This is a genomic window from Staphylococcus sp. FSL K6-3157 (assembly GCF_038005145.1).
Lineage (GTDB): Bacteria > Bacillota > Bacilli > Staphylococcales > Staphylococcaceae > Staphylococcus > Staphylococcus equorum.
Window position 1 is genome coordinate 1,700,448 of sequence record NZ_JBBOSM010000001.1, and the last position, 14,377, is coordinate 1,714,824.

The 14,377-nt window shown below is 32.9% G+C and carries 11 protein-coding genes and 1 riboswitch; of the genes, 4 read left to right on the forward strand and 7 right to left on the reverse strand.

From position 1 onward, the window contains the following. Positions 1-87: 87 nt before the first annotated feature. Together MHB47_RS08165 and ylqF are read right to left on the reverse strand one after the other, a co-directional pair. Positions 88-858: a ribonuclease HII gene (locus MHB47_RS08165; RefSeq protein WP_021338734.1), complete on the reverse strand. Its 771-nt coding sequence runs from the start codon at positions 856-858 to the stop codon at positions 88-90. Between the two features lie 7 nt (positions 859-865). Beyond that, positions 866-1,726 carry a ribosome biogenesis GTPase YlqF gene (gene ylqF, locus MHB47_RS08170; protein WP_002507869.1) on the reverse strand — a complete coding sequence of 287 codons (861 nt, stop codon included), beginning with the start codon at positions 1,724-1,726 and terminating at the stop codon, positions 866-868. A 382-nt stretch (positions 1,727-2,108) separates the two neighbouring features. Here ylqF and MHB47_RS08175 point away from each other — a divergent pair, with 382 nt between their 5' ends. Further along, positions 2,109-4,706 carry a YfhO family protein gene (locus tag MHB47_RS08175; RefSeq protein WP_340756089.1) on the forward strand — a complete coding sequence of 866 codons (2,598 nt, stop codon included), beginning with the start codon at positions 2,109-2,111 and terminating at the stop codon, positions 4,704-4,706. A gap of 36 nt (positions 4,707-4,742) precedes the next feature. Continuing rightward, positions 4,743-7,358: a YfhO family protein gene (locus tag MHB47_RS08180; RefSeq protein ID WP_340756091.1), complete on the forward strand. Its 2,616-nt coding sequence runs from the start codon at positions 4,743-4,745 to the stop codon at positions 7,356-7,358. Between the two features lie 343 nt (positions 7,359-7,701). Here MHB47_RS08180 and rplS read toward each other — a convergent pair whose 3' ends face one another. The 4 genes from rplS to rpsP all read right to left on the reverse strand — a co-directional run bounded on the left by rplS (position 7,702) and on the right by rpsP (position 9,881). Continuing rightward, the gene (rplS, locus tag MHB47_RS08185) at positions 7,702-8,052 is read right to left on the reverse strand and encodes a 50S ribosomal protein L19 (RefSeq protein ID WP_002507872.1); all 351 of its coding nucleotides are present in this window, start codon (positions 8,050-8,052) and stop codon (positions 7,702-7,704) included. 101 nt (positions 8,053-8,153) lie between these two features. After that, the gene (trmD, locus tag MHB47_RS08190; protein WP_002507873.1) at positions 8,154-8,891 is read right to left on the reverse strand and encodes a tRNA (guanosine(37)-N1)-methyltransferase TrmD; all 738 of its coding nucleotides are present in this window, start codon (positions 8,889-8,891) and stop codon (positions 8,154-8,156) included. Beyond that, positions 8,891-9,394: a ribosome maturation factor RimM gene (gene rimM / locus MHB47_RS08195; RefSeq protein WP_340756093.1), complete on the reverse strand. Its 504-nt coding sequence runs from the start codon at positions 9,392-9,394 to the stop codon at positions 8,891-8,893. Before rimM ends, trmD begins: the two co-directional genes overlap by 1 nt. 220 nt (positions 9,395-9,614) lie before the next feature. After that, the gene (gene rpsP, locus MHB47_RS08200; protein WP_002507875.1) at positions 9,615-9,881 is read right to left on the reverse strand and encodes a 30S ribosomal protein S16; all 267 of its coding nucleotides are present in this window, start codon (positions 9,879-9,881) and stop codon (positions 9,615-9,617) included. A gap of 262 nt (positions 9,882-10,143) precedes the next feature. Beyond that, positions 10,144-10,242, forward strand: a riboswitch (TPP riboswitch). Positions 10,243-10,372: 130 nt separating this feature from the next. On the opposite strand from rpsP, the gene MHB47_RS08205 reads away from it, so the two are divergent. Both MHB47_RS08205 and MHB47_RS08210 read left to right on the forward strand, forming a co-directional pair. Further along, entirely contained in the window at positions 10,373-11,125 is a 753-nt protein-coding gene (locus MHB47_RS08205) for a 3-oxoacyl-ACP reductase (RefSeq protein WP_340756095.1), read from the forward strand. Positions 11,126-11,151: 26 nt separating this feature from the next. After that, entirely contained in the window at positions 11,152-12,465 is a 1,314-nt protein-coding gene (locus MHB47_RS08210; RefSeq protein ID WP_340756096.1) for an LLM class flavin-dependent oxidoreductase, read from the forward strand. 536 nt (positions 12,466-13,001) lie between these two features. Here MHB47_RS08210 and ffh read toward each other — a convergent pair. Continuing rightward, the gene (ffh, locus tag MHB47_RS08215) at positions 13,002-14,369 is read right to left on the reverse strand and encodes a signal recognition particle protein (protein WP_002507878.1); all 1,368 of its coding nucleotides are present in this window, start codon (positions 14,367-14,369) and stop codon (positions 13,002-13,004) included. Positions 14,370-14,377 lie beyond the last annotated feature (8 nt).

The window sequence follows — 14,377 nt, forward strand, 5'->3', positions numbered from 1 at the left end:
AGGTTAAGTTCATAACTAATTATATGAAATGTAAGCGCTGTTGTAAACTCATTTAGCCCAGTTATTTAAATCTTTTGTTTTTTACCATTAATTTGAAAGTGATTTAATTGGTTCAAAAGTTTTTCTGTGTTCATTTATTATGCCGTGTTGACTAATACCATCTAAATGTTGTTGAGTACCATACCCAACATTTTTTTCGAAACCGTAACCTGGGTGTTTAACTGCAAGTTCGCGCATATATCTATCTCTATGTTCTTTGGCTAATACACTTGCTGCTGCTATAGATACGCTTTTAGCATCTCCTTTAACTAAGGATGTTTGAGGAATATCTACATCTAGTGTCATCGCATCTATCAGTAAATGTGTAGGCTTAACAGATAAAGCCTCAACTGCTCTTATCATTGCCAATTTAGTTGCTTCATAAATATTAATTTGATCTATTTCCTCAACTGTTGCCACACCATACGCATATGCATATACTTCTGATAGCAATTGTTCTTCCAAAATATTTCTTTTCTTTGCAGAGAGTTGTTTTGAGTCATTTAAACCTGTGAAATGGTGATCTTTATTTAAAATAACTGCGCAAGTAACAACAGGACCAGCTAATGGCCCTCTTCCCACCTCATCTATGCCACAAACTAACGCTTTGTCATCATCAGATAGTATTTCATTTTCATAATGAGACATCTCTTTATAATTTTCTAGTAATTTTTGAACTTTTTCCAATTGTTTTCTTCTAGAAACAATTGCGTTTTGTACACCTTTACGATCATCGTCATTAACAGAATGATTCTTTAAAGTTTCTAACGAATGAATATCTTGTAACAATAATTTAATTTGTTGAATGGTTTGACTCATAATATATTTACACGTCCATTTCACTAGCGATATCAAAAGTGTAAGTGCCGATTCTGGCATTTCTCACTTCATGTATAACTAGATCAATAACCGCTTCATAGTCAACTTCATTACCACGTCTTAATAATCCACGACGGCGCCCTATAGCATCAAACCACTCTAGGTTCTCTGCATCGATTGGCACATCGACTTTGTAATGTTCTTTTAACCCTTCGTAGTCGTGTGCTTTCATAAATTCTAAACCATAAATTGCTACTTCATCTAAATGCACAATACTATCTTTGATAGCTCCAGTGATACTTAATTTCTTTCCAACTAATTGGTCTTCAAATTTAGGCCATAAAATACCTGGCGTATCCAACAATTGTAACGATTTCCCTACTTTAATCCATTGTTGTTGTTTTGTTACGCCTGGCGTATTACCTGTTTTAGTGACAGATTTATTTGCTAATTTATTAATTAATGTTGATTTTCCAACGTTAGGAATACCAACAATCATCGCTCTAATAGCACGTGGTTTTAATCCTTTTTGCTTTTCTTTTTCGAACTTCTCTGTTGTTGCTTTTATTGCTGCTTGCTCTACGAGTTTTAAACCCTTGCCGTGTTTTGCATCAATAGCTACAGGATAAAAACCCTTCCCTTTAAAATAGTTTTCCCATTTTACTAGCTCTTTTAAATTTGCCATATCTTTTTTATTTAAAATGACTACACGTGGTTTTTGTTGTATTACTTCATCTATCATTGGATTTCTTGAACTGTAAGGGATACGTGCATCTACAAGTTCAAACACTACATCTACTTTCTTTAACTCTTCGGATACTTCTCTTTTTGCTTTAGCCATGTGGCCTGGATACCATTGAATTACCATATATATCACCTTTCTCTATTTACGTTCTATTTAATTAAAAGTTTTAATTTTACACTTGTGCTTTAATTTCATCTTCTGTTATTTGACTTTAAAATCATAACACGTCACCTATAACGATATAAATAAAATAATGTCATTATTATCTCATTAACTTTAATTTTACAACATTATTTAGTAATATACTTCAATTTATTTTAGACACCACGTTTAGATCACTAAAAACGATTAAAATTCGTTTATTTTTTATTTATCCTCTTTAACTTTTAAAACGCTTAAGACTTAATGAATTATATTTTTCTAAATAAATAATAGTTATTTTTATCTTAATTCATAAAATATCGTTACAATGGAATTATATTTATTACATATACAGGAGTCGTTTATGAAGCGTAAATTTTTGTACACATGTTTATTCTTATTACTAGCTGTTATTGGACACAGTTATGTTATTTATAGATTTATCCATGATGGCGTTTTATTTACAGGGCCTAATGATGGTATGGAACAAATGGTGCCAATTCAAATGTATTTGTTTGATAATTGGAGTCATGGCAATTGGTTTTATGCTTCTGACTTTGGTCTAGGCGGAGACTTTTTTACTGACTTAAGTTATTACTTTTCGACAAATATTATATTTATTTTGAACGTCATTATCATTGTATTACTTAAAGTACTCATACCGATGGATACCTCTGATGTGATGTTTTGGATGACAAATGCCTTAGTCGTTTCTATAATTAAATCTTCTATAGCAATGGTAGCAACATTTATCTATGTTCAATATGTTTCACACAATCGCAAAATAGCCGTATTATCAGCATTTATTTTTGTAATGTCACCACTTTATTTTAGGTTCACAGTTTATTGGCCATTTTTTAGTGACGTTTTTATATGGTTACCGTTACTACTATGGTCAATCGAGCGCTTCTTAAAAAGTGGTAAACCAGGTTTCTTTATAATTATCGTAACCATTTCATTAATTAATAATTTTTATTTTGCCTATTATCAATTAATAACAGGTCTTTTATATTTTATGTCTAGGGTGGTTTTCAAACATAAGAATGATCTCGTAACTAGATTCAACGCATTAATGACATTATGCATTTCAGCATTATTTGCATTAGGTTGCAGTTTGTTTTTCTTTTTCCCAGCAATACAAAGTTACTTTAATAATAGACGTATCCCTTTTGATGGAGATGTAGACTTATTTGAACCTTTTAACCAAAATACAAATATATTTTATGACAATTATTTAATCGTCATACTTTTCTTAACGATTCAAGCATTGCTATCATTCAAATTATATAAGCATTTTTATTTCAAATTATTCGCAATTTTTACTTTGATTTCAATTTGTGTTAGCTTTCTACCTTTTGTAGATCAGTTATTTAATGGCTTTTCAGCACCACAAAAACGCTGGCACTATCTCATTGCTTTTAATTCGGCCATTTTAATAGGATTTTATGTAAAATATTTCCGAACATTACCTTTAAAAACGTATATATTATCCTCTATAGTCGCTCTAAGTTTTATCTTTGCAAGTGCTTGGCAATACGACAAGTTTGTTTCGTGGCTATGGTATATCCCTATAGTTAGTATGATTGGTTTACTCATACTTTTCATTAAAGAACCTAAAATAAGAACGAAATTAACGCATCTCTTTATATTGTCTATTATGATACTTTCTGTTTTAGTGTCTGTCGTATTTATACGCAACCAAATTTATTTTGATGATCATGTTCAACGCGCAAATAGTTATTATGTTAATGCCAGTCTCTTTAACACACCGCTTCAGCAGCAGTTAGTTACTAATATGAAAAAAGAAAAATCTGAAGATGAGCGGATTGATTGGCGCGTTAATGAGCAAGATAATACACCGATGTATCAGCATTTTAAGGGAATGAGTCTTTATTCAAGTATTTTTGACCACAATATACTTGATTATTATTACGATAATTTGAAAATTAATATGAAAGAAGAATCTGTAAGTAGATACCAATCAACGAATGGTAGACAAAACATTAATAGTTTATTATCTGTTCGTTATTTAATGTTAAAAGATTACCAAAATAGCGTGCCTGCACATTTCAAAAAAGTTAAAAAAGATGGACAATACCAAATCTATGAAAATACTTTAAACTTGCCATCCGTGCGTGTTTCAGATCAAGTCTTTGATGCACAAGAACTTAAAGAACCTATAGATAGAGAACATGCAATGATTGATGGAATAATTTTAAATAATGAGGGTAAAACATACACAGATAAAGCTGAAAACTTATTAAATCAAACCAAAATCACCTATCAAAATATGAATCGTAAAACAGATAAAAAAATATATATTCCTAACAATAATAAACAGGGACAAGTACAAATCCATGTTCCAAAAAACATTAGATCACAATATAAAGATTTTTACGTGACGCTAAAAGTTAAAAGAGGCAAACCTGATAGTAATTTTTCTGTAAATATAAACGGTTATTCGAACAATCGGTTATTCAACAATTCTACTTATCGTACTGGGGTTGATACACAACTTTATAGAACGCAACCAGATAAAAATGGTGATATAAACATTGCACTTAGCCCTAGTGGTAATTATGAATTTGAATTACAAAGTTTACATGGAGAAAATTATAAAAAGCTCGAAACCGCACATAGCACACAGAACAATGTGGGGCATTATCAAGATATCAAAAATGGCATTAAAGTAATATTAGGTCCCCATAAGAAAGGTATTGCTTCTATTAATATTCCTTATAGAAAAGGTATGACTGCATACGTAGATGGTAAAAAAGTAAAACCATTAAAAGTAAATTATATGATGACAGGTGTGCCTGTAAATAAGGATAGCAGTGAAATTACAATTAAATACAGACCACAATATTGGTATACTATGATCGCACTTTCAGTCATAAGTATCATCTTGAGTGTAGTTTGGTGCATTCACATAAATAAAAAAACACAGCGCAATTTAAATTAATATTTAAAAGGAGTTTGTCAGAGATGAGGTATGACGATGTTTCGTAAACTTTGGGCCCACAAAGTTACAAGATTTATTTGTATTGTTGCGCTAGGTATAGGCGTTGCTTTTCTAACATTCACACCATATATCTTTCGTTATTTAACTGAAGGGATCGTTTTTAGCGGGAGTGGTGATGGCTATAGACAAATGATGCCATTTCAAATGTATTTGTATGAACATTTTAGCCAATTCAAAATTTTTTATGATCATTCATTTGGGTTAGGTGGCGATTATGTAAAAGATTTAGCTTATTATTATTCTACTTCGCCATTTACTTTGATTAATTTTATTTTTGTCTGGCTATCAGAAGTATTATTTAATAGTAATCCAAGTAACATCACGTATTGGGCAAGTAACCAACTGATTGTTGCTTTTGTAAAAGGTGTAGTAACGTTCGTACTAGCCTTTTACTATTTTAGATATATAAAATTTAATCGTCATGCTGTTTTTTTGGCTTCTATGTTATATGGTGCCTCAACAGTAGTAATTTATTTTAATTTTACTTGGTCATATTACGGAGACTTGCTTATCTTTCTTCCGCTTTCCTTATTGGCTATTGAACGATTTTATAGAGAAAAGAAAATAGGGTTATTTATTTTTGCTGTAGCTCTAACTTTATTTTCAAATTTCTATTTTAGTTATTATGAATCGCTTGTACTATTTGCATATTACTTTTATAGATTAGTATTCCCCCACCCGAGTGATATCGTCACTCGCAAGCAAAAATTATGGATTATTCCTGTAGCAATAGTATTAAGTACACTAGTCAGTATTTGGGGATTCTATACCGGGGTTACTTCGTTTTTCAACAATGATCGAGTAAGCAATCCACATTTTAAAATAAATATGTTTACAGATTTTGCACGACAAAAACACTTTTTTAGTAATGGGTTTTATATCACTGTTTCGATTATCGCTATAGTAGCATTGCTATCATTTAAGTTATATAAACATTATTATTATAGATTTTTTGCAATTATGATTTGGATTATGTTGGTTGGTTCATTGACACCCTATTTTGATAGTATGTTTAATGGCTTTTCGACACCCGAACGCAGATGGGTTTACATATTTGCTTTCGCCACAGCAGGATTAATTGCATTGTTTATTCAACACATTTCAGAATTAAAACTCAAGCCATATATCTTAGCATGTGCCCCCGCTTTGCTTTTCATGTCAATCATGACAATTATAGTTGAAAAAGAAAAAATGACATGGATGCTCGCTTGTCTCATTATTATGATTTTTATCGGAATACTTTTATTTAAAAGGTCTCTACTAAAAAAACGTTGGCCTTTTGCAGTATTATTAGTATTATTTATTATTCAACAAAGTATGATTCTTTCTAATCATCACTACAATAATGTAAGGAATTATGAATCAACCAAATCAGCTATGCATGCTTCAAAATATAAAAGTCCTGCTTTATCTAAGAAAATAGACGAGATTAATCAACGGCATAATGATGATCCACTGAGTAGAATTGATTATATGTCTCAATATGGTCTTAATTCACCAATGATTTATCATTTTAATGGTATTGCGTTATATTCAAGTATTTTTGATGGTGACATATTAAAATATTATGATCAGACATTACAAATTAATATGCATACTGATAAAAATAGTACTTATCGATTATTATCAAATAGAGCGAATTTAATGGCATTATGGAACGTTAATGATCGTATACGTCGACCAGATGATTCGAATATGTCTTTCGGTTTTGAACCTAAAGATACGATTCATCATTCAAAAAAAGAGTCGTTTATTCATTCAACAAACGAAATTAAATATCCAAGTGCTCATATAACCAACAAGGTGTATGATTCGAAAGATCTTAAATCACCGCTTGATAAAGAACAAGCAATGTTACAAGGTGTCGTGTTCAATGATAAAGATGCTAAACCAAACAGCCAAATTAAGTCTAATGAAAATTTATTAGACAAAACCTCTACCTCATTAAATAATGCGCATAGAGATAAAGACGGAAAGCTTACAGTGACAAAAGACAAAGGTGGCATAACTTACACCCTACCAGCCTCCATTGCAAATAAATACAAAGATATGTATATAGAAATGGATGTTGAACTATTAAGTCCTGACAAGCAACATGACGTCAGTGTGAACGAATACAATCAAAGTCGTAATGAATTGACTTATAAATATCGTCGGTTTGTCACGCCTGTTACAATGCGTGTAAAAGCAGATGAAAAACTACAAGTTAAATTGTCACAAGGTAAATATCGCTTTAATATTAAAGGCATTTACGGTGAAAACTATGAAACTTTAAATAAAGCATCTAAAGCGTTAGATAATGTACAAGTGTCTGAACAACGTTCTGGTTATACAATTAAAAAAGCCAAAAATGACGAAGGTTATCTTGTCTTACCAATGGCATATCGTGATGGTATGAAGGCGTATGCCAATGATAAAACACTCCCTGTAAAACAAGGCAATGGCATAATGACCGTAATCCCCGTTGAAAAGGGGCAAGAAAAAATAGAACTCAAGTATACGCCACCACATACAACTATCTTGGTAGTTTTAAGTGTTCTAGGTATTATATTGAGTATTGGATTCACGAAATGGATTAAACCAAAAAATTAAGCATAATATTAAAGTGCTAAATCTGTTATTTTCTTATACGCTAAAGGGGATACAAGCGCTTTAGCTCTTGCGTAAGAACTACTTGTCTTCATAAATGAAGTAGTAATTCTTTAAAAGCTTGATATAAACGCATTTTCAGTTCAGTCAGCCACTGCCAATATAATAATTGAGGCTGGGAACATATATTTTGTCTCAACCTCTTTAATGCGCTACTTAGGTTTGCTAAAAACTTCGACTAAAATTGTTTTTCTAGCAAGACAACCTAATGTAGCTTATATTATATATATGCATCAAAAAAAGCGACTCCCATTGGGGAATCGCTTTTTTATGTCTAATTTGCTGATTAACGAATTTCTTTAATTCTAGCAGCTTTACCACGTAATTCACGTAGGTAGTATAATTTAGCACGACGTACTTTACCACGGCGTTTAACTTCAATTTTTTCGATTTTTGGAGTGTGTAATGGGAATGTACGTTCCACACCAACACCTGAAGATATTTTACGTACAGTGAAAGATTCTGAAACTCCTCCACCACGGCGTTTAATAACTACACCTTCGAATAATTGGATACGTTCGCGAGTACCTTCAACAATACGTACGTGAACTTTTAAAGTGTCACCTGGACGGAATGAAGGTATATCTGTGCGTAATTGCGATTGAGTTACTGCTTCGATTAATTTGTGATTACTCATTATTTTTCTCTCCTTCAACCTATGTTCTTGCCTAGACAAAATATAGCAGCGGACCATAGTGATTTTCGTGTGTCGCACACTTAAAATATATTAGCATACTACTAATCTTTTTTCAATTGCTTTTTATATCTTTCTATAATTTCTTGGTCTTTTTTAGTCAACGGATACTGTTCTAATAAATCCGGACGTTTTTCCCATGTTCTTAAAATTTTCTGTTCATAACGCCAGTTATCAATGTGGGCATGGTTACCTGATAATAAAACGTCTGGTACATTCAAATCTTTGTATATACGTGGTCGTGTATATTGTGGGAACTCTAGTAAACCATCTTGAAAGGAATCATCCATGTGAGATTGTTGATTACCTAAAACACCAGGTAAAAGTCTAACTACCGCATCTGTCATTACCATCGCCGGTAGCTCACCACCAGTCAATACATAGTCCCCCATTGAAATTTCATCAGTGACTAAATGTTCACGGATTCTTTCATCGTAGCCTTCATAATGACCGCAAATAAATACTAAGTGCTCTGCCTGACTGAGTTCATTAGCAATTGCTTGAGTAAAGGGACGACCTTGAGGACACATTAAAATGACCCTTGTGTCTTCTGTTCGCTCAATACTATCCATTGCATTGAATATCGGTTCCGGCTTTAACACCATCCCCTGACCGCCTCCAAATGGGTAGTCATCCACTTGATTATGTTTGTTTTCAGCAAAGTGTCTAAAATCCACTGTATTTACTTGTAGCAAATCTTTTTCTTGGGCTCGTTTTAAAATAGATTGGTTTAAAACACCTTCAAACATGCCAGGAAATAATGTTAAATAATCGATTCTCATTAATCTAATAATCCTTCCATAGGCGTGATTTGAATACGTCTACCTTCTACATCAATCTCTTTGACCACATCCGCGATATAAGGAATGAGGTATTCTTTGTCGCCTTTGACTACCCACACATCGTTTGCACCTGTTTCAAATATCTCAATCACACGACCAATTGGAGTATCTTCATTAAAAACGGTACAGCCAATGATATCTGAATAATAAAATTCATGTTCTCCAAGTTCTATTTCTTCATGATCACGTTCTTGTAAAAGTGTTTCACCTTTTAGGTACTCGATATCATTAATGTTATTGATACCTTCAAACGTAAGCATATGCAGTCCTTTATGCATACGATATGAAGCAATTTTAAATTCAAGTGGCGCTTTATCTTTACGTGCTATTTCAACCATTTCTCCTGGTTGAAAACGTTTATCTGTAAAATCCGAATTAGACTTTATTTTCACTTCACCTTTAATACCATGTGTATTAACAATTTTTCCAACTTCAACTTTCATATATGTGCCTCCGATAAATGTATCTTATAAGTGTTGTGTAATTTTTATGTATTATTTAATTATTATAACATGTATAAATCTAACATAGTAATACATTCCTCAATAGAAAATTTTCTTATTCTCTACTATGTTAAAGCACTGATTATAATATTTTCCATTAAAAAAAGAGCACCTAAAACGGTACTCTTACAAACACTACATTTGTTTAATAAGTTTAAACTTACTTTTGGTCGTCGAATTTTTTCAAAATACCTTCTCTTGATAAGATATTGTGAACTGTATCAGTCGGTTTAGCACCGTCTTTTAACCATTTAAGTGCTGATTCTTCGTCGATTTTAACTTCTGCTGCATTTACATTGTTAGGGTTGTAAGTACCGATTTGTTCGATAATACGACCGTCACGTGGTGCACGAGCATCTGCAACTACGATACGATAGAATGGATTTCTTTTTGAGCCTAAACGTGTTAAACGAATTTTAACTGCCATTTATATTCTCTCCTTTTAATTTCATAAGTATTTATTTTCTACAAGAAATAATGATACCAGTTCTTCTAATGTTTGTAAAGAGGTTATCCTTTACCAATTTTAAAAAATCATTTTTTCTCATCAATTCCCTTTTAAATAACGCGCTTTTGTCAATTTCCTCTTTTCACGCACTTTACACCCCTATGATATGCCTTGTCTCATATTAAGTCTCTTGCTTGACATCTATATTTAAAAGCTATACATTGAGATTAAATTAAATAAGCACATGCACTAGGGGTGTTTTTAACTGAGATGAGTACAACTCAAACCCTTTGAACCTGATCTAACTGAAACTAGCGGAGGAAAGTGTGAAAGATTTTATATCCTATATTCAAGGGGCAATCTTGCCTTTTTGCAATATTACTATTCTATCATTTCTAATACACAACTTTCTATAGTGAGGGTTGTGTATTTTTTTAATTTTACTTTTTAAAATTTTAGGAGTGAAAGTTATGAATAAAACTATTTTAGTAACTGGTAGTAGTAGAGGCTTAGGTGCAACGATTGCAAAAACATTATCGCAACAAGGGTACAATATTATAATCAATTATTACAAAAATAAATCGTTAGCAGAAGATCTTGTTTCTGACATCGGCTCTGACCATGCAATTGCCATTCAAGCTGATGTCACAAATAGAAATGATATTGACCACTTAATTGAACAAGCTACCCAATATTTCGGGAAAATTGATGTCGTGGTTAACAATGCATTAGTAGGTTTTAAGTTTGATCCTACACAGCAAAAATCATTTGCAGAGTTAGCATGGGATGATTATCAACAACAGATAGATGGCACTTTAAAAGCTGCCTTCAATGTAACACAAAGTGTCATGCCCCAATTTTTGGAAAGACAGCAAGGCATTATTATTTCTATCGGGACAAATTTATATCAAAATCCCGTTGTACCTTATCATGAATATACAACTGCAAAAGCAGGATTAATTGGCTTTACTCGTAATATTGCTGCCGAGCTTGGTAAATTTGGTGTTAGAGCTAATGTCGTGTCAGGAGGCCTGTTAAAAACAACTGACGCAAGTGCTACAACCACGAGTGAAGTATTTGACATGATTGCACAAACAACACCGCTTAAACGTGTGACTTCGCCACAAGACATTGCAAACATGGTTGCATACTTAGCTTCTGAACAAGCTAATGGTATAACAGGACAAAATTTCACAATTGATGGTGGCTTAACAATGAATTAACAAATTAAAATTAGGAGGTGCTTTCTATGTCTGATAAAAATCAAAAACAACTTAATATTGGCGTTTTATTATATGCTTGTGGTCATCACCAAGCTGCGTGGTTAATGCCGAACTCTAGTGTGTCACGTATCGGTGAAATTACTTATTATCAGGAATTAGCTCAACTTGCTGAAAAGGGACTATTCGACGCAGTATTTTTCGCGGACAATCAATCTTTTCCTGCGAAATCTTCTACTGATATGCCGGCATTTTGGTTCGATCCTATCGTCAGTTTATCTGCTATTGCTCATGTGACAACACATATTGGACTTGTCGCAACAATTTCAAGTACATTCTCAAATCCTTTTACCGCATCTAGACAGTTGCTCAGTCTAGATCATCTTTCAAATGGACGTATAGGTTGGAATCTTGTCACGTCTATGACAGATTTAGAAGCTTTAAATCACAGTATGGAAATGCTCCCTGATCATAATGAACGCTATGAAATTGCTGCTGAATTTGCAAAAGTGATGAATCGGTTATTCACATCTTGGGATAAAAAACATTTTTTACATGATCGAAAGAATAAAAAAATTATTAATGATGATGACATTAATGCTATTAATCATCATGGTAAACATTTCAAAGTTAAAGGGCCATCAACAACGCCAAGTAGTCCACAAGGTCGTCCAGTAGCTATGCAAGCTGGTGCATCTTCACAAGGTATTGCTTTAGCAACTCAATATGCAGATGCAGTGTATTCAGTATCCTGGAACTTTAAACAAGCACAAGCTTTTCGAGAAAAGCTCGATCAACAATTACAATTATCAAAAAACAATAGTAGATATATCAAAATTTTTCCCGGTCTAGTTACATATGTCGCTGAAACTTATGAAAAAGCCTATGCTAAGAAAGAAAAGTTAGACAAAGCCTTGCCGGTGGAAACCGCATTAAAACAATTAAGTTTCTTTATTCAACAAGATTGTCAAAACTGGGAGTTAGATGAACCCGTGCCACCCCTGCCTCCAATAGAAGATTTTACAGGACCAGTCGGCCGTTACGAAACAATATTGGAAATCATTCGTGATACTCATCCAACTGTAAGAGAACTACTCGGTTACTTAAATGCTGGTGGCGGGCATTTCACCTTGATTGGTACTCCTGAAGATATCGTAGATCAAATGGAGTACTGGTTACTAAGTGGTGTAGCCGATGGTTTTAATTTGATGCCGCCTGTCTTTCCAGATAGTTTAGAGGATTTCGTAGCATTGATTGTGCCAGAATTACAAAAAAGAAATTTATACAGAACAACTTATGATGGTCATACTTTCCGTGATCATTTGGGATTAGAAAAAATTTAATCATTCTTCAAATAATATAATTGACGAGAAACCAGAACGATAATTTTTCAAAGAATCATTACAGAACGAAGACAAACCAAATGACCTTACATCATTTGGTTTTTTTAATAAGTCTTACTTTTTAGGATTTATGGCAAGACAAATCAGCGTCGTATTTATAGATTTTTTATTCTTCTACACTTTCTCATATCATATCTTTAGTATCTTCAAATCTTCTTTCAATTGTTTGAGACCACAATTTTCACTAATTCTATTATACATTTGTTTTTTATTTACTTTTACCTTTATATGAGTTGCATTAATAAATAACGATAAATGATTTATTAAATTCATTTTATTTGAAATGTGGCAGTGAGTTCGGCGGACTCCTGTGAAAAAAGCACTAGCCGAAGAATACAGGCTGGTACTATTAACTAAGGAATGAGAGCACAAAAAAATGCCAACAAAGTCATAGACTTTGTCGACACTATGCAACGATTTGTCTAAGCATCGTTGTTTTGGTTTTTATTATTTATAGTTATACAAAATTCATGATTTTAGAATGGTAAGTTCATGCCATTCATCATATTTTCCATTTGTTTGCGTTTGCCTTTTTTGCCTTTACCGCCACCGGAAAATTGTTTCATCATTTTTTTCATATCAGTGAATTGCTTCATTAATCTATTGATTTCTTGCACTGAACGTCCTGAACCTTTAGCAATACGTTTTTTACGAGAAACATTTAAAGTTTCAGGTTTGTTACGCTCATTAGGCGTCATGGATTGAATGATGGCTTTAATATGATCAATTTGCTTATCATCCATATTCATATTTTCAATACCTTTCATTTTGTTCATGCCAGGAATCATTTTCATAATGTCATCAAGAGGTCCTAAACTTTTAACTTGGTCTAATTGTTCTAAGAAATCTTCCAATGTAAACGAAGATGTACGCATTTTCTTTTCTAAGTCTTTTGCTTTATCTTCATCCACATCTGTTTGTGCTTTTTCAATTAAACTCAATACATCTCCCATACCTAATATACGAGATGCCATACGTTCAGGATGGAATGCTTCTAAGCCATCTAGTTTCTCACTCATACCTACAAATTTAATCGGTTTTTGAGTAACTGATCTGATTGAAAGTGCAGCACCACCACGTGTATCACCGTCTAATTTTGTTAATGTTACGCCAGATAATTCTAATTGAGAATCAAAAGATTCTGCAACATTCACAGCATCTTGACCTGTCATCGCATCAACAACTAACATAATTTCATCTGGTTTCGTAATTTCTTTTACATCGCTTAATTCTTGCATTAATGCTTCATCAACGTGTAAACGACCAGCAGTATCAATAATAACAAAATCTAAATGCGCTTCTTTTGCATGTGCGATTGCATTTTCAACGATTTGTTGTGGCTTAACTTGATCGCCTTCACTATAAACTGGAATGTCGATTTGTTTACCTACTGTTTGTAATTGATCAATTGCCGCAGGACGATAAATATCTGCCGCTACCAATAATGGCTTTTTATTATATTTTTTACGCATTAATAATGCTAATTTACCAGCAGTGGTAGTCTTACCAGCACCTTGTAAACCAACCATCATCACTACAGTTGGCGGCTTGTTAGCCATTTTAATCGTAGCATTTTCCCCTCCCATAAGTTGGGTAAGTTCTTCTTGCACAATTTTGATGACTTGTTGTCCAGGTGTTAATGACTTCATAACATCTGAACCTAAAGCTCTATCTGATACAGTTTTGACAAATTCCTTTACCACTTTAAAGTTAACATCGGCTTCTAATAATGCTAATCTTACTTCACGCATCATCAATTTAATATCTGCTTCAGTAACTTTACCTTTGCCTCGGATTTTTTGCATCGTTCCTTGCAGACGATCGGATAATCCTTCAAATGCCATATCAAATA